The organism is Burkholderia sp. MSMB2157WGS, from assembly GCF_001532755.1.
Classification (GTDB): Bacteria; Pseudomonadota; Gammaproteobacteria; order Burkholderiales; family Burkholderiaceae; genus Burkholderia.
Window position 1 is genome coordinate 74,692 of sequence record NZ_LPJG01000011.1, and the last position, 21,297, is coordinate 95,988.

The following is a 21,297-nucleotide window of genomic DNA, read 5'->3' on the forward strand; positions in this document are numbered from 1 at the left end:
AATCAGAGAGAATCTGACATTAGATTCGGTTTTTACGATATATCCTGCTCCGATGCTGAATTTTCGACATCTGTACTATTTCTGGGTCGTCGTGAAGGAAGGCGGCTTCGCGCGTGCGGCCGCCCGGCTGGACATAGCCGTGCAGACGATCAGCGCGCAGGTGCGCGAACTGGAGAAATCGCTCGGGCACCAGTTGCTGCGGCCGGCCGGGCGCGGCGTCGCGATGACCGACGCGGGGCAAGCCGCCTTCGCGCGCGCGGAGGTCATCTTCGAGATGGGCCGGCTGATTCCCGACGACGTACGCGCGGCGGCCAGCCAGCCGACCGTGCGGCTCGCGGTCGGCCTCGCGGACGGCATCTCCAAGCTCGCCGCGCACGCGATCCTGGCCCCGGTGCTCGACACGCCCACGCTGCGGCTGCTGTGCCACGAGGGCGAGCACGACGCGCTGCTCGCGGAACTCGCGCTGCATCATCTGGATCTCGTGCTGGCCGGTCAAGGCGCGCCGTCCGGGTCGAACCTGCGCGTGACGAGCGAGCGCCTCGTCGCGTCGCCGGTCGACTGGTACGGGCCCGCGGCGCTCGTCACGCCGAGCGCACGGCAGCGCTTTCCGCAGTGCCTCGCCGGCCTGCCGATGCTGCTGCCGACCGCGCATTCGGCATTGCGCGCGCGTCTCGACCGGTGGCTGGAAAGCGAGCGGATCGTGCCGCGGGTGGCCGGGGAGTTCGAGGACAGCGCGCTGATGGCCGTGTTCGCGGCGCGCGGCCTCGGCGTGTTTCCGCTGAGCGAACTCGGCGCGAACGATGCGTCGCTGTTGCGCGGGCTCAGGCGGCTCGGCCGGGCGGGCGACGTGACCGAGGAAATCCACGCGATCCGCTCGCGGCGCGGCGAACATCATCCGCTGACGTCGCGCTTGCTGGCCTCGGCGCACGGCGCGCCGGCCGTCTGAAGCGAGCGCGACATCAAACGAAACTATAATGTCGCCCCGGCCACACGAGACGTGTGTGCACGCCCATCCGGGCACCACCCTTGCGCCGCCTCTCGCCGAGCCTTCTGAAAGACGCCATGCACAACCGATTTCGCCTGTTTTCCGTTTCGTGCGCGCTCGCGGCCGCGACCGTGCTGGCGGCATGCTCGTCGCCGCCCAAGCCGATCTACCAGCAGGAACAGTTCGACGCGACCAGCAGCCCGTATGCGCATACGTTCCACTCGAAATCCGACGCGGCCTGCGAGGCCGCGCGGCGCGCTCTGCTGAGCCAGGGCTACGTGGTGTCGTCGTCGCGCAACGATGCCGTCGACGGCAGCAAGAATTTCCAGCCGAGCAACGACATGCACGTCGTGATCGAGTTTCACGTCGTGTGCGCAGATGCGAATGCGGACGGCTCGTCGAGCATCGCGTACGTGAACGCCGTGCAGGACCGCTATACGCTGAAGAAGTCGAATACGTCGGCCAGCGTCGGCCTCAGCGTGTTCGGCTCGCTGTCGCTGCCGATCGGGTCGAGCGACGATGCGCTCGTCAAGACCGCGAGCGAGACGATTCCCGCCGGCGTGTTCTATGAGCGCTTCTTCAATCTCGTCGACCATTTCCTGAAGATCGATCCGGCGCGCCGCGACCGTGCGACCGTGAAGGCTGCCGAGAAGGAGCCCGTCGCGCCGCTGCCCGAGCCCGCGCCGACGCCGCAGGGCGAGCCGATGAAGATGACGACGCCGGTCGTGCCGACGCCGCCCGCGGCGCCGGTGCCGCTTTCGGCGCCGGGCGTCGCGCCGGGGTCGGGTGCGAATGCCGTGCCGTCGGCGGCATCGGCCGTCGCGGCGCCTGCAACGCGCGCTGCCGCGCCGACGGCGGCGTCCGGGTCGGTGCCGGCTTCGGGCGCCGCGCCCGCAGCGGCGTCCGCGCCTGCGCCTGCGCCGGCTTCGGCGGCCGGTCCGGCGCCTGCGTCGGCTCCGGCTCCCGCATCGGCGCCTGTGCCGGCTTCCGGGCCGGCAACCGCGCCGGCCCCTTCGTCGACCTCAGGTTCGACGGCCGCACCGGCTTCCGCGCCCGCGTCTGCTTCGGGTCTGGCAGCAGGGCCGAGCGCCGCCGCTCCGTCGTCGGTCGCGCCCGCGCCTTCGGCGGCAGCATCGGCACCCGCATCTGCATCGGCATCGGCGCCGCCGAGCGCATCGCCTGCGCCGGCTGCCGCCGATCCGGTCGCATCGTCCGCGCCGTCCGGCGCGAGCGCGCCAACCGCGCACTGACCGCCCTCCCGTATCGTCGCGCCCGGGCGAATGCACCGTAGCGCGACGGTACGCCTCCCTTCCGCGTCATTCCCCGAAACCGTTCAATCCCGCGGCCGTACGCCCGCCGCGCATGGCCGCGGGATTGAAAGGCTGACGGAGAGGCAACGTCGCCGCTGGCCGCACGCCGCCCAAGCCCGCAGTTCACCCCACGCGACGATCACAGACGGCCCGCCGTCTCGCGACTGCGCTGTCCGCCGGCGCCGTTGCCTACCGCAACGTCGCGCGCAGCGTCTGCAAATGCTCGACGGTCGTGGTCACGCCGCCGCAGACGATCACCGCGATGTCCGCTGCCGACGCGAGCACCGGCACCGGCCGCTCCAGCGCGGCCAGCGCAGCGCCGCACGCAGGCTCGACGACGATCCTGTGTTCGTCGAGAAACCGCAGCGATGCAGCCACCGCGTCGGCATCGGACACGACGACCGGATGGATCGCGTGGCGTGTCGCCCATTCGACCGCCGCGTCGCACGGCCGCTTCGCGCCGAGCGTCGTCGCGATGCTCGCGATGGCCGCCAGTTCGACCGGACGCCCCTGCGCGAGCGAGCGCGCGTAGCAGTCGGCGCCTTCCGTCTCGGCCGCGACGACCGGCACGTCGTGCCAGCCGTTGCGCGTCAGCCCTTCGAGCACGCCGCACAGCAGACCGCCGCCGCCGACCGCGAGCACGACCGCGTCGGGCTTCGGGCCTGCCGCCGCCATCTCGTCGATCATCGTCGCGTGCCCCTGCCACAGGATGCGGTCGTCGAACGGATGCACGAACGCGTCGTGCTCGCCGAGCGCCGACTGCGCGAACGTATTCGCCTCCGCCCAGCTCGCGCCGTGCACCACGAGTTCCGCGCCTTCGACGCGGATCAGCTCGCGCGCCCGGGCCGACGTGCTTTCCGGCACGACGACGCGCACCGGCACGCCCAGCTCGCGGCCGCAATACGCGACCGCGATGCCCGCGTTGCCGCCCGACGACGACACGAACCGCCGGGCCCCGTCCGCCTGGCGCGCTTCGCAGACGGCGCCGATGCCGCGCAGCTTGAACGAGCCTGACGGCTGCAGCGCATCGAGCTTCAGCCGGATGGCCTTGCCGAGCCGACGGGACGCGATGGGCGAGCGGATATAAGGAGTCGGGATATGAAGCGGCATAAGACGGGACGCAATGAGGACGGAGGAAAACGCACGCGACGCGCGACGAAGCGAATGCGGCAACGACGGTGGTCATCGTACGGCACGCTCGTCATGCTTTCCAATACCATCGAATGGCGTTTGCTATGCTTGGCAGGCATATCCACTCACCGGACCGGACACCGCATGCGCCAGATCGAACTGCGTCACCTGCGCTACTTCGTCGCCGTCGCCCAGGCCGGCAGCGTGATGGCCGGCGCCCGCGCGGCCGGCATCGTGCAGCCGGCGCTGTCGCGGCAGATCCGCGAGCTCGAGGACGCGATCGGCACGCCGCTGCTGATTCGCCGCGCGACGGGCGTCACGCTCACGGCGGCCGGCACGAGCTTCCTGCACGACGCGACCGGTCTGCTCGCGATGCTGCAGGACAGCCGCGAGCGCGCGTTGCGCAGTGCGGCCGGCCAGCTCGGCGAACTGCGGCTCGGCGCGCTACCGAACTGCCTGCCGTTGCCGGTCGTCGCGAACGTCCTGAAGGCGTTTCGCGACGCGTGCCCGGACGTGAAACTGTCGATCGCGCCGATGCTGTCGGCCGAACAGGCGAACGCGCTGATGCGCGGCCAGCTCGACGCCGGGATCATGGCGTGGCGTCGCGAGGAAGCGCCACACCTGACGGGCGTACGGCTGTTGAGCGATCGCTTCGTGCTGGCGATGCCCGCGCCGCCGGGCGGCCGCTTCGTCGCGCCGCGCACGCTGGCCGACGTCGCGAACGAGCCGTTCGTCTGGTTCGATGCGCAGCGCTCCGCCGCGCACCACCGGTTCCTGATGACCCAGTGCCAGCAGGCCGGCTTCACGCCGCGCATCGCGCAGGTCGGCAGCGACATCCCGACGCTGATCGGTCTCGTCGCGGCCGGGATGGGCTGCGCGTTCGTGCCGGAAAGCGCGTCGCCGACCTGCCCGCGCACGGTCCGGCTCGTCGCGCTCGACGAACTCGCGAGCCGCTTCGACATCGAGTTCGTGTTCGACGGCGCGGCGGCGGCGCCGTCGCCGGTCGTCGCGCGTTTCCTGGCGGCGGTCCGCGAGGCGGCCGGCGAATCGGGCTGAACGAAGGCGGATGCATCGGCGCGCGATCGGACGACGCACGTTGCCACGCCGACGAACGGAAGGCCCATTTCCGCGATCCCGGCGTTTCTGCGGTTTTCGTGGACTAAACGACGCCATCGCGTCTTCGAAAAATCTTTCGGAACGCCGACGGACGACGCCACGACCCCGCAATTTTCAAATTGACACCAAAAACAGTCGTTTAACGCCGATTCGAATCGTCATGGCCCGAAATATACTGCGCGCGCATCCAACCCCTCGTGCCAAAGAGAGGATGCGTTTCCGCCCCGGCCACGGTCCCCCTGTGGTCGGGGCTTTTTTGCCGTCGAGCCCGGCGGTGAAAGGCTTTCCGGCTATTGCGCGACGTCGGCCATCGGCGCTCGCCTTCCCCCCGAAGCTCCGCGCCCGAGTCACGCCATGCACGTTGCCCGCACGCTGCATTGTTGACATGAAATCAAGATAATTTCGCCCGGATGCGGCTTTTTCCGCAAAAGTCATGCTGGCACACTTCACGCTGTCCTCAACGGCCTCGTGCCGTCGTTCCCCGATTACAGGAGCTCACCGCGTGAACCCCACGACTTCCTCCCCGTCCCGCGGCGGCGGCGCACTGCCGCTGCTCGCACTCGCCGCCGGCGCGTTCGGCATCGGCACGACCGAGTTCTCGCCGATGGGCCTGCTGCCCGTGATCGCCGACGGCGTGCACGTGTCGATACCGCAAGCCGGCATGCTGATCAGCGCGTATGCGATCGGCGTGATGGTCGGCGCGCCGCTGATGACGCTGCTGCTCGCGCGCTGGTCGCGCCGCGCCGCGCTGATCGCGCTGATGTCGATCTTCACGATCGGCAACCTGCTGTCGGCCGTCGCACCGGACTACACGACGCTGCTGCTCGCGCGGCTCGTGACGAGTCTCAACCACGGCGCGTTCTTCGGGCTCGGCTCGGTGGTCGCGGCAAGCCTCGTGCCGCGCGACAAGCAGGCCAGCGCGGTCGCGACGATGTTCATGGGCCTGACGATCGCGAACGTCGGCGGCGTGCCGGCCGCGACCTGGCTCGGCCACCTCATCGGCTGGCGCATGTCGTTCGCGGCGACCGCCGGCCTCGGCGTGATCGCGATCGCCGGCCTGTTCGCCGCGCTGCCGAAGGGCGAAGCCGGCACGATGCCCGACCTGCGCGCCGAACTCTCCGTGCTGACGCGGCCCGTCGTGCTCGGCGCGCTCGCGACGACGGTGCTCGGCGCCGGCGCGATGTTCACGCTCTATACGTACGTCGCACCGACGCTCGAACACCTGACGGGCGCAACGCCCGGCTTCGTGACCGCGATGCTCGTGCTGATCGGCGTCGGCTTCTCGATCGGCAACGTCGCGGGCGGCCGGCTGGCCGACCGCTCGCTCGACGGCACGCTGATCGGCTTCCTGGTGCTGCTGATCGCGACGATGGCGGCGTTCCCCCTGCTCGCCGCCACGCATGCGGGCGCCGGCGTCACGCTGCTGGTCTGGGGGATTGCGACGTTCGCGGTCGTGCCGCCGCTGCAGATGCGCGTGATGCGCGCCGCCCACGAAGCGCCGGGCCTCGCGTCGGCCGTCAACATCGGCGCGTTCAATCTCGGCAACGCGGTGGGCGCCGCCGCCGGCGGTGCGGCGATCTCGGCCGGGTTCGGCTACGCGGCGGTGCCGCTCGTCGGCGCGCTGATCGCCGCCGCCGGGCTCGCGCTCGTCATGCTGCAGGTCACGCAGCGCCGCCGCACGCCGGCCGCCGCGAATTCGTGAGCACGGGCGCGCCCGAACCGCCTGCACCTTTCCGCACGCATTTTCACGGCCGCGCAATGCGGCCGCTTTCATTTTCAGCCGGCAAGCCAAACTTCCTTTTTCAATTAGGGAAAATCCGGGGCACCCCACTCTGCGGACGCCATTCAAATCGAATCGGTTCGATCCATCGAAACAATTCACCCGTCACCGCCTACCATCGCGCATTAATTCTCCATTCCGCCCGCACGCTCGGCCATATTCCACGCTACTCGGAAAATCATTCCGTCGGACACGAGCGGTGTAGTTACTTCTGCATTCCGGGAAAATATTTCAGGCAGCGACGAACAATAAAATTAAAAATCGCAATACTTTCCGAGCTTATTCACTCCACGATCCATCTATTTGTAACAAAATGAAACAGTTCCAGCTTCGAGATTGAAAGGCCGAGCGATTCGGATCAGCATTTACCACGCTGCCGCATATGGAGCGCGGCATTAAATCCAATGAAAAACCGATCGTTGAGGGGGCAGTGTGAAAGTCGCCATCGCATCCACGACATTGTCGCTCGTGCTGTCAATCGGCCTGGCGACGCCCGTTGCAGACGCTGCCACCTATTCGAACGGTACCGCGACCGCCACCTTCAACGTTACGCTGACACTCCAGCCGAACTGCACGATCGCCGCGAACCCGCTGGCCTTCGGCACCAACGGCGTGCTGGCCACCGCAATCAACCAGCAGACGACCGTCAGTGTCACCTGCACCAACACGACGCCGTACAACGTCGGCCTTGATGCCGGTTCGGTCACGGGGTCGAGCGTCGCCAGCCGCCTGATGGCCGGCACGTCGACCGGCAACACGACGACGACCGTCGGCTTCCAGCTGTACCAGGATGCCGGGCGCACGACGATCTGGGGCAACACGCAAGGCACGAACACGGTGGCCGGCACCGGCACCGGCGCCGCGCAGACGCTGACCGTCTACGGCCAGGTGCCCGCGCAGGCGACGCCGAAGCCGGACACCTATCAGACGACCGTCACCGCCACCGTCTACTTCTGACCGGCATCGCCACGCATGACCGCATTACGTCGAACGCTCACCGCGCTGCTATGCGCGGTCGGCGCCGCGCACGCCGCGTCGCTGCAGATTTCCCCCGTCACGATCGAATTCGGCACCGACGACACGGCCACCGGCATCACGCTGCGCAATCCGGGCAACCGCCCCGTGTACGGCCAGGTCCGCGTGTTCCGCTGGGACCAGGCGGACGGACAGGACACGCTGACACCCACGCAGGATCTCGTCGCGAGCCCGCCGCTGATCCAGGTCGGCACGCAGTCGGAGCAACTGATTCGCGTCGTGCGCGCATCGCGCACGCCATCCGGCATCGAGCAAAGCTACCGGCTGCTGATCGACGAACTGCCGCAGCCCGGCGAGGCGCCGACCAACGGCGTGTCGATCCGGCTGCGCTATTCGATTCCGGTGTTCGTCGAACCGCCGACCCAGGGGGCACCGCACCTCGACTGGGCGCTCGTGCGCGGCGACGGCGGCTGGGTGCTGCGCGTGCGCAACGACGGCGCGCGCCGCGCGCAACTGGCGTCGGTCGAGCTCGTGACCGGCGACGGCCGCACGTATCCGCTCACGCACGGGCTACTCGGCTATGCACTCGCGGGTCGCACCGGCCAGTGGAGCGTGCCGCTGCCGACCGGCGTCGCGCTCGGCAGCAAGGTCACGGTGCGGGCAGCCGTCAATTCGCAGCCGGCCAGCGCGGTCGTCGCGGTGGAGCCGCCTGGCTAGGCCGCCGGTGCACCGTCGCCCGGCTCCTTCGCCACGCGCCGGCACGTTCCCGCCCGACGGACGCAGAACGTCGCGACGCGCACGGCGCCTCGTGCTCGCGGCCGTCGTGGCCGGCGGCCTGCTCGTGCGCGGCGGCGCACGAGCGGACGAACCGGCGGCGCTCGTGATGACCGACCGCACGCACGACGTGATCCTCGAAGTCAGCGTCAACGGCGAAAGCACGACGCTGCTCGTGCATTTCCGCGAACGCGACGGCCACCTGTCGGCGAGCGGCGCCGATCTGCGCACGGTCGGCGTCGCGACCGACCGGCTCGGCATCGCCGATGCGGCGACGGTCGAGCTCGACACGATCGCCGGCCTGCGTTACCGCTACGACGTGGCCCGCCAGAGCGTCGACCTGGAGATGACCGACGCGCTGCGCCGCCCGCATACGATCGACAGCCGCGCGTTGCCGGCCACGGAAGCGGCCACCGCGTCGCGCGGGATCGCGATCAACTACGAGGCCTACGCGCAGACGATCGGCGACCGGCAGTTTTCGCTCTACACCGACGTGCGCTACTTCGATCCGAACGGCGTGTTCAACACCACCGGCACCGCGTATTTCTACAACGGCCAGCGACGCTATACGCGCTTCGACACGTCGTGGAGCCGTTCGGATCCGGCACGACCGAGCACGACGCAAATCGGCGATGCAATCTCGGGATCGCTCGCATGGACACGCTCGGTACGCCTCGGCGGCTTCCAGTGGCGCAGCAACTTCGCACTGCGGCCCGACCTCGTGACGTTCCCGATTCCGTCGCTCGCGGGCTCCGCGGCAGTGCCGTCCGCGGTCGACCTGTACATCAACAACGTACGCCAGTACACCGGCAACGTGCCGAGCGGGCCGTTCATCATCCATGACGTGCCGGGCATCACGGGCGCCGGCCAGGCGACCGTCATCACGCGCGACGCGCTCGGGCGCACCGTCGCGACCTCCGTGCCGCTCTACGTCGACACGCGCATGCTGTCGGCCGGGCTGTCGAGCTACTCGTTCGAGGTCGGCTTCCTGCGCCGCAACTACGCGCTGCGGTCGTTCGACTACGACGCGCGGCCGGCCGTCAGCGGCTCAATGCGGCGCGGCGTCAGCGACGCGCTGACCGTCGAAGGGCATGCCGAAGCGACCGCCGGCGTACTCGACGCCGGCGTCGGCGCGCTGATGCGGCTCGGCTACGCGGGCGTCGTGAGCGGTGCGGTCGCGGGCAGCACCGGCCGCTATCCGGGCACGCAGGTGAGCGTCGGCTACCAGTTGATCGAACCGCGCTTCTCGATCAACGCGCAGACGGTCCGCGCGTTCGGCCGCTACGGCGATCTCGCGTCGCGCGACGGTGCGCCGGTGCCGGCGGCGACCGATCAGGCGACGCTCGCGTTGCCGTTCATGCACCGCCAGACGCTGTCGCTCAGCTATATCGGCTTCCGGCTGCCGCAAGGCCCGAGCGCGCGGATCGGCACCGTGTCGTATACGCTGAGCTTCGGCGATCTCGCGTCGCTGAGCGTAAGCGCCTACCGTGATTTCGCACAGCAGGGCGCGAACGGGGCGTTCGTGTCGCTGAACATCGGGCTCGGCCGCAACACGTCGATCAACACGACCGTCGGCCGCCAGCGCGGCCAGTCGAACTACACGGTCGACGCGAGCCGGCCGCCCGACTACGACGGCGGCTGGGGCTGGGGCGTACAGACGGGCGGCACGGGCGCGGTGCCCTACCGGCAGGCGCAGTTGCGTTACCTCGGCCATGCGGGCGAAGTCATCGCCGGCGCGCAGAGCATCGACGGACAGACCGGCGCATCGCTCGACGTCAGCGGCGCGCTCGTGTTCATGGACCGCAGCCTGCAGTTGTCGCGCCGCATCGACGACGGCTTCGCACTGGTGTCGACCGATGGCGTCGCGGGCATCCCGGTGCTGCACGAGAACCGCGTGATCGGCACGACCGACCGTGCGGGACACCTGCTCGTGCCCGACCTGAACGCGTACCAGAACAACCAGATCGCGATCGACTCGATGAAGCTGCCCGCCGACGCGCGGATCGCCCGCACGTCGATGACGGTCGTGCCGCAGGCGCAATCGGGCGTCGTCGCGCATTTCGGCGTGTCGCGCTATCGCGCGGCATCGGTGATCCTGCACGATGGCGCCGGCAAGCCGCTGCCGGCCGGCGCACGCGTGCATCACGTCGAAAGCGGTGCGGACACGATCGTCGGCTACGACGGGCTTACCTTCGTCGACGGGCTGAAGGACGACAACCATCTCGCGATCGATTACGGCACGCAGCATTGCGTCGCGGAATTTGCGTTCACCGCGCCCGCCAACGGCACGCTGCCGACCGTCGGCCCGCTCGCCTGCAAGGCGGCGCCATGAGGATCGTGCTGCTGCTCGTCGTCGCGTGCGTCGCATGGTGCGGCATGCCGCGTCACGCTCAGGCCGAAACGTGCACGGCCACCGCGTCGACGGTCGACTTCGGCTCGGTCAGCCCGATCACGCGCGCATCGGTCGCCGCGACCGGCACGGTCAGCATCACGTGCACGTGGTCGGCCGTCACGCTGACGCCGAACGTGCTCGTGTGCCTGAGTCTCGGCGGCACGAGCCCGCGCAGCCTCGTCAACGGCACCAACTCGATGCAGTACGACCTCTACCTCGATGCCGCACACTCCGTCGCATGGGGTTCCATCTATTCCGGTACGACGCCCGCCTCCGTCACACTCGTCAAACCTGCGCTCGGCACCAGTGCGAGCGCCACGGTCACGATCTACGGACAGATCACCGCGAACCAGCCGACCGTGCCGACGACCGGCAACAGCACGACCCCCTACTCGCAGACGTTCGGAGGCAACACGACATCGATCAACGCAGGGTTCTACCTGCTCGGCGCGCCGACCTGCGCGTCTTTGACCACGTCGAACGGAACCTTCCCGTTCAGCGCGACGGCGAACGTGATCAACAACTGCAACATCAGCGCGACCAACGTCGACTTCGGCACCGCGAGCGTGCTGTCGGGCGCGCTTACCGCAACCGGCTCGATCACCGCGCAGTGCACCAACGGCGACGCGTGGAAGATCGCGCTGAACGGCGGCGGCAGCGGCAACGTGACGGCGCGCCAGATGCAGCGCAGCGGCGGCGGCGGGACGGTCAACTACGGGCTTTACACGGACGCGGCGCGCTCGATCGCGTGGGGCGACGGGACGGGCGGCAGCGCGACGGTGACGGGCGTCGGCACCGGCGCGTCGCAGGTCGTGACCGTGTACGGCGCGGTGCCGGCGCAACCCACGCCCGCGCCGGGCAACTACAGCGACACGATCACCGCGACGATCAGTTTCTAGCGGAAACGACGGGACGACGGCGCGCGCCGCTCAGAACGTGACGGTCCACGCGGACGCCGGACTTGCGCCGACGCTGTGCGGCATCGATCGCCGGTCGGGCAGCGGCGCACGGCTCAGCACGAACGGCGTGCCGAGCGCGCAATCGACGCTCGGCATGTCGGCATCGACGGCCTGTCGAACGGCGGGGCCGATCGTACAGGTTTCCGGAATGGTGAGACTGACGCGCAGCGGAATCGACGGCTCCGCGCCGCCCGCGAGCGGACCTGCGCCGAGCATCGCCAGCGCGACCATCGTACGGGTGATTTGGCCGGGTGTCATCGTGCGGCCCTCCTTCGTGCATCCATTCAGCATATGCGCGAATTATCGGCGTGCACGCGGAAAACTTGAACCCGCGCGCCTCGATCCGGCCCCGCAGCATCAGTCAGCGTGCGGCGGCAAACCCGCCGAAGAACGCGCGCGCGTTCGCATCGAGACTCTCGAGGTGATAGCCGCCCTCCTGCACGATCACCGTCGGCAATCCGAGCGCGCCGATCGCGCCGCCGAGCCGCCCGAACCCGTCGGTCGTGACCGCGACCTGCGATTGCGGATCGTCCTTGTAGATGTCGAAGCCGAGCGCGAGCACGAGCGCATCGGGCTGGAACCGCGCGAGCGCGCGCAGCGCGTCGTCGAGCCGCTCGAAGAACGCCGACTCCGGCGCGCCGTGCGGCATCGGCAGGTTGAGGTTGAAGCCGGCGCCGGCGCCCGCCCCCGTCTCTTCCTCGTAGCCCGCGACGACCGGGTAGAAGTTGGTCGGGTCGCCGTGGATCGATACGTACAGCACATCGTCGCGGCCGTAGAAAATCTCCTGCACGCCCTGCCCGTGATGCATGTCGGTATCGAGAATCGCGACGCGGCGATGGCGGCCGAGCAGCGCCTGCGCGGCGATCGCCGCGTTGTTCAGGTAGCAGAAGCCGCCGGCCGCGTCGCGGCGCGCATGATGACCGGGCGGTCGGCACAGCGCGTAGGCCTCGCGTGCGCCGTCGTTGACGTCGGCGGCCGCGGCCAGCGCGTCCTGCGCCGACCAGTACGCCGAGCGCCACGTATTCGCGCCCACCGGGCAACTGCCGTCGGCGAGATAGCGCGCGGCTTTCGCGAGCACGCCGCGCAGCGGGTTCGGATCGCGCACGAACACGTTCGACATCACTTCGTCGCCCCAGTCGTCGGGCATCCGCTTCCAGTCGCGGTGCGCGTCCTCGAGAAAGCGCAGGTAGTTCATGTCGTGCACGGCAGCAATCGGCGCGGCGCCGCGGTCGGCCGGCTCGCGCACGTCGAAGTCGAGCGAGCGGACGGCCGCGACGAGCCGCGCCGCACGTTCGGGCACTTCCTGCGGCTCGCGCATCTGCCCGCGCGACAGGTAGCTGCGCGGATGGTGCAGCAGCTGTTCGGGATGGAAATAGGTTTTCATGAAGGTCCTCGTCGATTCGCCGTATCAGGCGCCGTGCGTCACGGCCAGCGCGTCGACGCGCGTCGCGATGCCCGCGCGCGCCAGCACCGCATGGAGCAGCACGTTCGTGCCGCGCGTCACGTCGTCGGGCAACGCGTCCTCGGCTTCGTTGTGCGACAGGCCGCCGACGCACGGAATGAACACCATCGCGGTCGGGCAGCGGCGTGCGAGCAGGATCGCGTCGTGGCCGGCGCCGCTCACGATCCGCTCGTGCGTGTAGCCGAATGCGGCAGCCGCCTGCGCGACCAGCCCGACGCAATCGCGGTCGAACGGCGTCGCCGGGCTGCGCCAGCAGGTATCGATCGCCACCTGCACGCCGCGCACGGCGGCGACGCGCGCGCATGCGTCGCGCAGGTCGCGCTCCATCGCATCGACTTCGGCATCGTCGTGATGACGCAGGTCGACCGTGAACGTCAGGTCGCCGGCAATCGTGTTGCGCGATGCGTTGCGAATCCCGATCTGCCCGATCGTCGCGAGCCCGCGCGGCGCGTAGGCGGCGACGATCCGTTCGAGTTCGAGCGCAATCTGCGCGCTCGCGAAATACGCATCCTTGCGATACGGCATCGGCGTCGTGCCCGCGTGCGCGGCCACGCCCGTCACCGTCACGTCGAGCCAGCGGATCGCCTGCCCGCCCGTGACGACGCCGATCGTCGTGCCGTTCGCCTCGAGCACCGGCCCCTGTTCGATGTGCGCCTCGAAATACGCGTCGACCGCGCCGCCCGTTGCGCACGTGCCGCGATAGCCGCACGCGTCGAGCGCCGCGCCGAGCGTGACGCCGTCGGCGTCCTGCGTCGCGAGCGCGTCGTCGAGCGGCAACGCGCCCGTGAACACGGCCGAACCGAGCATCGCCGGCGCGAAACGCGCGCCTTCCTCGTTGGTCCACGACACGATCTCGAGCGGCTTGTCGGTCGCGATGCCCGCGTCGTTCAGCGTGCGCACGAGTTCGAGCGCGGCGAGCACGCCGTAGACGCCGTCGAAGCGGCCGCCTTCGGGCTGCGTGTCGAGATGGCTGCCGATCAGCACCGGCGCGGCGTGCGCATCGGCGCCGTCGCGCCGGGCGAACAGGTTGCCGACGGCATCGACGCTCACCGTCAGCCCCGCGTCGCGGCACCATTGCGCGAACAGATCGCGTCCGCGCCGGTCGTCATCGGTGAGCGCGAGGCGCCGCACGCCACCGCGCGGCGTCGCGCCGACGCGCGCCATGTCGGCCAGGCTGCGCCACAAGCGGGCGCCGTCGATTTCCAGCAGGTCGTTCATATGCATTCCGGATCGATTCGTTCGTGGAGGTTCAATGCGAGCCGAGCGCTTCGGCAGTGGCCGGCCGCGCGGCGCGGCGCGCATCGAGCGCGACGATGCAGAGCAGCGAAATGCCGGCGAGACACGTGTAGAACACCGCGAGCGGCCACCACTGGCCCGTGAAGCGATGCGCGAGCCACGTGCCGACGAGCGGCGTCAGGCCGCCCGCGATCGCGCCGCAAATCTGGTAAGCGAGCGAGATCGCCGAATAACGCACGTGTGCGGGAAACACCTCGCTGACGAAACCCGCGATCACCGAGTAGAAGCCGGCCATGCAGACGACGGCGAGCGCGATGCCCGCGACCAGCGAAGCGGACGTGCCGCCCTGCACGAGCATGAACATCGGATACGGCGACAGCATCGCGAGCAGTGCCGCGAGTTTCAGGAAGCGCGCCCCGCCGATGCGCTCGGCGATCCATGCGGCGAGCGGCTGTGCGAAGAACTGGATGATCGCGACCGCGAACAGGCTGTCGAGGATCAGCGAGCGCGATACGCCGACGTACTGGGTCGTGTACGCGATCATGAACGTATTCGTGAAATAGACGCCCGCGATGCCGATCGTGTTCGCGCCGATGCAGAGCAGCACGAGCCCCGCGGCGGAACGGAACACTTCCGCGACCGGCAGCTTCACCGTGCGGTTGGCTTCCTTGACCCGCGCGAATTCCGGCGACTCGTTCACGCCGAGCCGGATCAGGATGCCGACCACGAGCAGCACCGAACTCGCGAGAAACGGCAGGCGCCAGCCCCATGCGAGGAAATCGGCCTTGTCCATCGACGTGACCGCGCGGAACGCGATCAGCGACAGGATCAGCCCGGCCGGGCTGCCGAGCTGCGCGAACGATGCGAAGAACGTGCGGCGCCCCTGCGGCGCATGCTCGCCCGCCATCAGCACCGCGCCGCCCCATTCGCCGCCGACCGCGATCCCCTGCACGATGCGCAGCGCGACGAGCAGTACCGGCGCGAGGATGCCGACCTTCGAATAAGCGGGCAGCAGCCCGACGCAGACGGTCGCGACGCCCATCATCATCAGCGTCGTCATCAGCGCCTTCTTGCGGCCGATGCGGTCGCCGAGATGACCGAAGATCACGCCGCCGAGCGGGCGCGCGAAGAAGCCGACCGCGAACGTCGCGAACGACGCCATCGTGCTGACGAACGGATCGTGCGACGGGAAATAGAGTTCGCCGAACACGAGCGCGGCAGCGGTCGCGTAGATGTAGAAGTCGTACCACTCGATCATCGTGCCGATGAACGCGGCCGTCGCGGCGCGCCCCGGCTGGCGGGCGGAAGGAAGGGACTGGGTCATGCGGGCTCCTGACGCACGCCGCGGCGGGGCGACGCGCAATATCGTGACGACGGCCGTCTGTCGCGGCCTCGCGCCGCACGCTGCGGCGCCCCTCCTTTATCGGCGACCGCAAATCATTAGTCAAATTTCAAGTTATTATTCGCGATATAAATCGAACTAATGACCGCTCCGGAGACCCGATGCGCCCCGATCTCGCCCCGTTCCTGAACGACCGCCTCGACTGGAACCTGCTGCGCACCTATCTGGTGATCATGCAGGAGCGCAGCGTGAGCCGCGCGGCCGCGCGCCTGCACGTCACGCAGCCGGCCGTCAGCCAGGCGCTGCGGCGGCTCGAGGAGACGCTCGAGCGCCGGCTGATCGAGCGGCGCGGCGCGCACTTTGCGCCGACGCCGGCCGGCGAAGCCGTGTACCGGATCGCGAGCGACATCTACGGCGGCATCTCGCGCCTCGAGACCGAAATCGACGACAGCACGGCCGACTTGACCGGCTCGATCCGGCTGCTGACGGTGAGCCGCATCGAATCACCCGTCTACGACGAGTTCCTCGCGGATTTCCATCGCGCATATCCGCGTATCGATTTGCAGATCGAAGTGATGCGCTCGTCGGACATCCTGTCGTCGCTGCTGCAGAAAACGGCCACGGCCGGGCTCGGCCTGTGCCGCACGCCGCACGACAAGCTGGAGATGCGCTGCTTCCTGCGCCAGCGCTATGCGATCTACTGCGGCCGTCATCACCGGCTGTTCGGGCAGACGCAGTTGCGGATGGACGACCTGCTCGCGGAGAATTTCGTGTCGTTCACGAGCGACCAGATCGGCGACAGCCTGTCGCCGCTCACCGTGTTCCGCGACCAGAGAGGCTTCACGGGGCGCATCGTCGCGTCGTCGCCGAGCCTCGAGGAAGTGCGGCGGCTGATCTTCGCGGGCTACGGGATCGGTTGCCTGCCCGAGCACATCGTGCGCGACGACATCGCGCAACAGCGGCTGTGGCGGCTACCGCCCGACGACGGGCTCGTCGATGTCGACGTGTTCCTGCTGTGGCATCGCGACCGCAAGATGAATGCGGCCGAGCACGCGTTTCTCGACGCGATGGAGCGCTGCATGCAGCGCTACTCGCTCGCGGAGCGGCTCGGGAAATGACGGCGCGCGTGCGGCCGGAGCACGCGCCGGGCGCCCAAGGCCCCGGCGCGGCGCGCGTTAAAAGCGATGCACGATACCGAGTTGCACGCCGCGCGCATTCGCGCCCGGGTACGCGAGCGGCAGGCCGGGATTCGCCGCACCGGCGAGCGTGTAGCCGGCCTGGTTGCGGTTGCGCAGGTAAGACAGCGCACCGTAGAAGCTCGTGCGCTTCGACAGATCGTACTCATACATCAGCCCGAGCTGATCCGCATTGTTGCCTTGCGACGACTGGTCGTGCAGATACGCGTAACCGAGCGCGACGTAGCTGGCAGGATTGAACTGGTATTTGACCGACAACCCGTACACGCGCGAATCGATCCCGAGGTCGGCCCACTTCACTGCGGAAAAACCGCCGTACACGGTCGCCTTGCCGATCGCGTAGGACGCACCGGCCATGAGCGTGCGATCGGTCGTGGTCGCCGCGGCGTTCTTCAACCACTGGCCCGCGACGAACGCGCCGAACGGGCCGTGTTCGTAGGTCAGGTCGAACTGCTGGCTGGAACCGGCCGAGCGTACGCCGCCCGCGTCGCCGAATCCGAAATACAGCCCGCCCTGGAAACCCGCGATCTCCGGGCTCTGGTACGACAGCGTGTTGCTCGTGCGGAACGCGAACACGGTCAGGTTGTCCATGCCGGACGCCTGCGTGACGCCGCCGAACGCATCCTGCCCGCCCTGATCGTTGAATAGCGGCGAATTCTGCCGGCCCGCGCGCACCTTGCCCCACTGTCCCGCGATGCCGACCCACGCCTGCCGGTTGAACATGCTGCCGGCGCTCGCGAGCGAGCCGTCGTTCGGATTGAAGCCGTTTTCCAGCGCGAACTCGATCTTCTGGCCGCCGCCGATATCCTCGCCGCCCTTCAATCCGAATCGACTGCCCCACTGGCCGCCCGAGTTGATCGCGGCCGTATAGCCGTTGCCCGTATTCACGTACTGCGCGAATTCGTCGATCACGCCGTACAGCGTGACGCCGTCCTGCGCGCGCGCAACGCCCGAACCGGCGACGCAGGCGATCGCCACCGCGACACGAACACCGGCGTGCACCGGCTGCACGCGGCCATCGATGCCGCGCACTTCACTATGCTTAGTCATACTATTCAATGGAAAGAGGTTGAAACGATGCGTGGCGCGGCATGAATGCCGCACCGCCATCGCGGGATACGGGATTGCGTCGACAGCGCCCGGCGCAGGCTGCGCCCGGCTCCGCGCTCAGGCCGGCGGCTTGCCGGCCCGATGCGCGAGACGTGTCGTCAGTGGTGGACTTCGCCGCGTTCGAGCGGCAGGATCAGTCGCTCGGGAATGCTGCGTCGCGACGCGCGGGCGCCGACGTAATACAGCACGGCCGGCACGACGAGGCCGAGGATCCACGAGATGTCGGTGCCGCCGAGCGCATCGACGAGCGGCCCCGTGTAGATGTGCGTTGACATGAACGGCAACTGCACCAGGATGCCGATCACGTAGATCGCGATGGCCATCGCGTTCCAGCGGCCGTAGCGGCCATCCGGATCGGACAGCGCCGGCACGTCGTAGCGCGACCGCGTGAAGCAGTAGTAGTCGACCAGGTTGATTGCGCTCCACGGCGTGAAGAACGCGAGCAGGAACAGGATGAACGCGGTGAATTCCTTCAGGAACGAATGACGGCCCGCGAGCGCGATCAGCGTCGACACGCAGATCATCCCGAAGATGTACACGAGGCGGCTCTTCGACGATACCGCGCCCTTGCCGCGAAAACCGCTGACGATCGTGGCCATCGACATGAAGCTGCCGTACGCGTTGAGCGCCGTGACCGTCACCTTGCCGAACGCGATGCTGAGATACAGCAGCGCGGCCACGGCGCCCGTCGAGCCCAGGCCGACGATGTACGACACTTCATGGTGCGCGAACTGGCTGCCGGCGAGCGCGGCCGCGAACACGCCGAACACCATCGCCGCCTGTGCGCCGATCACCGAGCCGAGGCCGACCGCGAGAAACGTCGCGACCGACGACGTCGAGCGCGGCAGATAGCGCGAATAGTCGGCCACGTACGGGCCGAACGCGATCTGCCACGACGCTGACAGCGACATCGCGAGCAGGAAACTCGGCAGCGAGAAATGCCGGTTCGCGAGCAGCGCGCCGATGTCGTGGTTCGCGAACAATTGCGCGAACATGTAGACGAACGCGACGATGCCGACCACGCTCGCGATCCGGCCGACGAAATGGATCGCGCGATAGCCGAACACGGTCAGCACCACGATCACGGCCGCGAACAGCAGGATGCCGGCCGCGTCGTCGACGTGCAGCAGTTGCGCGACGGCCTGCCCGGCCAGCACCGAGCCGCTCGCGGAAAAGCCGATGTACATCAGGCACACCAGCACGATCGGGATCATCGCGCCGTACACGCCGAACTGCACGCGGCTCGAGATCATCTGCGGCAGACCGAGCTGCGGCCCCTGCGCACCGTGCAGCGCCATCACCGCGCCGCCGACGAGCTGGCCGAGCAGCAGCGCGACCAGCGACCAGAACACGTCGCCGCCGAGCACGACCGCGAGCGCGCCCGTGACGATGGCCGTGATCTGCATGTTCGCCGACAGCCACAGCGTGAACTGGCTCAGCACGCCGCCGTGGCGCTCGGCGTCGGGAATGAAGTCGATCGAGCGAACCTCGATCAGTCCGCCGGCTTTTCCACTGGAATTCGTTGACACGGGTCAATCTCCAAAATACTCAGGATCACATATGGTTTGAACGAGACGGGAAGCTGCGAGCCGCCCTTTCGGCTCGTCGAATGCGGGGCGCCGTGGATCGCCGGCATGCGCCACGCACGCAGGGTCTGCCCGCTGGCGCGCAAGCGGCACGACGCGTGCCGACATTGCCAGCGGATGATCTTGTATATACAACTTGCGAGATATCGGTGATTACCCGATATCGATCGACTTTCGAAATTGTCCGAGCAATCGCGGTCTACCTGCGCAGGTTTTGCCACAAGCCGGGCGTCGGGAAAATGAAAGCTAGATCAGGGTGGCCGGCCAGGCGTGGCTGCCATGGCGCCGGCGGGAGGAGGTTCGGCAGGTGTCGTGCGGCGTCGATGTCGCGCGCGCCGCCACGCGTTGGCGTCGTGGCGACGCAGCGCCACGACGTCGCGCGGTCGGCGCGCGCATGCGGCAATGACCCGATTGCGTGGTCTGACCAAGCAGTTGTCCGAACAGGGGAAGCGTCGAGATCCGAACAACGCGTCCGATCAGCCGCGCTGCCCGACCTGAAACGTGAGGATCTCGTCCCCCGCGTCGTCCAGCTCGCCGGTCGGCGTCCAGCCGAGGTGACGATAAAACCCGTACGCGCGCGACGCGGGATCGGTCGAGCAGCCGAGAAACAGCGACATGATGCCGTTCGCCGCGAAATCGTCGATCACATGCCGCAGCAACCGCTTGCCGATTCCCGCTCCTTCGTACTCGGGCAGCATCGCGAGCACGACGATCTCGCCCGAGACGGTGTTGCCGAAGCAGTAGCCGACCATGCATCCGCGCGCGCAGCACACGTGGCCCGAGAACAGCCCGTCGCGGATACCGTCGTCCCAGCTTTCGACGGTGATGCCGAGCGCGCGCAACTGCGCTTCGGTGAACGCGTTCTCGCGGGTGCGTGCCCGCAGCGCGATGCATTCGGCGGCGTCGCCGGGAACGGCCTTGCGCCAGGTGAGGTCATCCATCGATCGACGCGTCCTTTTTCTGCCGCCGGCGCGACGCATACAGGCAGATCAGCTCCAGCGCGATCGTCGCACCGGCCAGCGACGTGATTTCCGCATGATCGTACGGCGGCGACACTTCGACCACGTCCATACCGACCAGGTCGATGCCGTCGAGGTGACGCAGGATTTCGAACGCCTGATGGCTCGACAGGCCGCCCGAGACCGGCGTCCCGGTGCCCGGCGCGAACGCCGGATCGAGACAGTCGATGTCGAACGTCAGGTACACCGGACGATCGCCGACGCGCTCGCGAATGCGCGCGGCGACCGCGGCGGGCGTCGACCCATGCACGTGGCGCGCATCCTGGATGTCGAACCCCATCGGTTCGTCGTTGGTCGTGCGGATGCCGATCTGGGCCGACCGTTCGGGCACGACCCACCCTTCCCGCGCCGCGTGATAGAACATCGTCCCGTGATCGATGCGCTTCACGCCGCGGTCGGGCCACGTGTCGGTGTGCGCGTCGAAATGCACGAGCGACAGCGGCCCGTGCACCTTCGCATGCGCCTTGAGCAGCGGATACGTGATGAAGTGATCGCCGCCGAGTGTCAGCATCGCGCAGCCACGCGCGAGAATCGCGTCGGCATGCCGCTCGATCGCGCCCGGCACCGATTCGGGCTGCCCGAGATCGAACGCGCAATCACCGTAATCGACCGCGGCCAGCACGTCGAACGGATCGAACGACCACGGCCACGGGCGCTCCCACGCGATGCCCGTCGACGCGATCCGCAACCCGCGCGGGCCGAACCGCGTGCCGGGACGGTGCGATGCGGCGGAATCGAACGGCACGCCGGTGATCGCGAGATCGACGCCGTCGAGATCGCGGCTGAAACGCCGGCGCATGAAGCTCGTCGCGCCCGCGAAACTCGGTTCGGCCCGGGTGCCGTAGAGGCTGTCGCGCGTGAACGCGAAATCGTTCTGGCTCATCGTCGGATTCCTGTCTGAAGGGGACACGGTCGCGCGGTTGG

18 protein-coding genes are annotated in these 21,297 nt (G+C 68.5%); 9 read left to right on the top strand and 9 right to left on the bottom strand.

All coding sequences use genetic code 11. The annotated features are described in order from the left end of the window. Positions 1-52: 52 nt before the first annotated feature. Both WT53_RS05030 and WT53_RS05035 read left to right on the top strand, forming a co-directional pair. Entirely contained in the window at positions 53-946 is an 894-nt protein-coding gene (locus WT53_RS05030; RefSeq protein ID WP_034206922.1) for a LysR family transcriptional regulator, read from the top strand. Positions 947-1,062: 116 nt separating this feature from the next. Then, positions 1,063-2,235 (top strand): DUF2242 domain-containing protein, encoded by a 1,173-nt coding sequence (locus tag WT53_RS05035; protein ID WP_034206921.1) that lies wholly within the window; start codon positions 1,063-1,065, stop codon positions 2,233-2,235. Positions 2,236-2,484: 249 nt separating this feature from the next. Here WT53_RS05035 and WT53_RS05040 read toward each other — a convergent pair whose 3' ends face one another. Next, entirely contained in the window at positions 2,485-3,405 is a 921-nt protein-coding gene (locus WT53_RS05040) for a pyridoxal-phosphate dependent enzyme (protein WP_034206920.1), read from the bottom strand. Positions 3,406-3,570: 165 nt separating this feature from the next. Here WT53_RS05040 and WT53_RS05045 point away from each other — a divergent pair, with 165 nt between their 5' ends. The 6 genes from WT53_RS05045 (at position 3,571) to WT53_RS05070 (ending at position 11,362) form a co-directional block, all read left to right on the top strand. Beyond that, complete coding sequence (locus WT53_RS05045; protein WP_034206919.1) at positions 3,571-4,482, top strand: LysR family transcriptional regulator; 912 nt, start codon at positions 3,571-3,573, stop codon at positions 4,480-4,482. A gap of 562 nt (positions 4,483-5,044) precedes the next feature. Next, entirely contained in the window at positions 5,045-6,244 is a 1,200-nt protein-coding gene (locus WT53_RS05050) for an MFS transporter (protein ID WP_034206918.1), read from the top strand. Positions 6,245-6,781: 537 nt separating this feature from the next. After that, positions 6,782-7,279 (top strand): spore coat U domain-containing protein, encoded by a 498-nt coding sequence (locus WT53_RS05055; RefSeq protein ID WP_034207870.1) that lies wholly within the window; start codon positions 6,782-6,784, stop codon positions 7,277-7,279. Between the two features lie 15 nt (positions 7,280-7,294). Then, positions 7,295-8,014, top strand: coding sequence for a molecular chaperone (locus WT53_RS05060; protein WP_034206917.1), 720 nt, complete (start codon positions 7,295-7,297; stop codon positions 8,012-8,014). 91 nt (positions 8,015-8,105) lie between these two features. Further along, on the top strand, positions 8,106-10,403 hold the full coding sequence (locus WT53_RS05065; protein ID WP_230624908.1) for a fimbria/pilus outer membrane usher protein: 2,298 nt from the start codon (positions 8,106-8,108) through the stop codon (positions 10,401-10,403). After that, on the top strand, positions 10,400-11,362 hold the full coding sequence (locus WT53_RS05070; protein ID WP_034206915.1) for a spore coat U domain-containing protein: 963 nt from the start codon (positions 10,400-10,402) through the stop codon (positions 11,360-11,362). Before WT53_RS05065 ends, WT53_RS05070 begins: the two co-directional genes overlap by 4 nt. Positions 11,363-11,392: 30 nt before the next feature. On the opposite strand, the gene WT53_RS05075 is transcribed toward WT53_RS05070, so the two are convergent. The 4 genes from WT53_RS05075 to WT53_RS05090 all read right to left on the bottom strand — a co-directional run bounded on the left by WT53_RS05075 (position 11,393) and on the right by WT53_RS05090 (position 15,444). Continuing rightward, positions 11,393-11,680: a hypothetical protein gene (locus tag WT53_RS05075; RefSeq protein WP_155294436.1), complete on the bottom strand. Its 288-nt coding sequence runs from the start codon at positions 11,678-11,680 to the stop codon at positions 11,393-11,395. Positions 11,681-11,783: 103 nt separating this feature from the next. Then, positions 11,784-12,806: a histone deacetylase family protein gene (locus WT53_RS05080; protein WP_034206913.1), complete on the bottom strand. Its 1,023-nt coding sequence runs from the start codon at positions 12,804-12,806 to the stop codon at positions 11,784-11,786. 24 nt (positions 12,807-12,830) lie between these two features. Further along, complete coding sequence (locus tag WT53_RS05085) at positions 12,831-14,102, bottom strand: Zn-dependent hydrolase (protein ID WP_060258709.1); 1,272 nt, start codon at positions 14,100-14,102, stop codon at positions 12,831-12,833. A 31-nt stretch (positions 14,103-14,133) separates the two neighbouring features. Continuing rightward, entirely contained in the window at positions 14,134-15,444 is a 1,311-nt protein-coding gene (locus WT53_RS05090; protein WP_060258712.1) for an MFS transporter, read from the bottom strand. A gap of 179 nt (positions 15,445-15,623) precedes the next feature. On the opposite strand from WT53_RS05090, the gene WT53_RS05095 reads away from it, so the two are divergent. Beyond that, on the top strand, positions 15,624-16,580 hold the full coding sequence (locus WT53_RS05095) for a LysR family transcriptional regulator (protein WP_034206911.1): 957 nt from the start codon (positions 15,624-15,626) through the stop codon (positions 16,578-16,580). Positions 16,581-16,637: 57 nt separating this feature from the next. On the opposite strand, the gene WT53_RS05100 is transcribed toward WT53_RS05095, so the two are convergent. The 4 genes from WT53_RS05100 to speB form a co-directional block, all read right to left on the bottom strand. Beyond that, entirely contained in the window at positions 16,638-17,708 is a 1,071-nt protein-coding gene (locus WT53_RS05100) for a porin (RefSeq protein ID WP_060258718.1), read from the bottom strand. A 158-nt stretch (positions 17,709-17,866) separates the two neighbouring features. Further along, positions 17,867-19,297, bottom strand: a complete 1,431-nt coding sequence (locus tag WT53_RS05105; RefSeq protein ID WP_034206909.1) for a cytosine permease — start codon at positions 19,295-19,297, stop codon at positions 17,867-17,869. 533 nt (positions 19,298-19,830) lie between these two features. After that, positions 19,831-20,295, bottom strand: coding sequence for a GNAT family N-acetyltransferase (locus WT53_RS05110; protein WP_060258721.1), 465 nt, complete (start codon positions 20,293-20,295; stop codon positions 19,831-19,833). After that, positions 20,288-21,256, bottom strand: a complete 969-nt coding sequence (gene speB / locus WT53_RS05115; protein ID WP_059782591.1) for an agmatinase — start codon at positions 21,254-21,256, stop codon at positions 20,288-20,290. The genes WT53_RS05110 and speB overlap by 8 nt, the downstream gene beginning before the upstream one ends. Between the last annotated feature and the right edge of the window lie 41 nt (positions 21,257-21,297).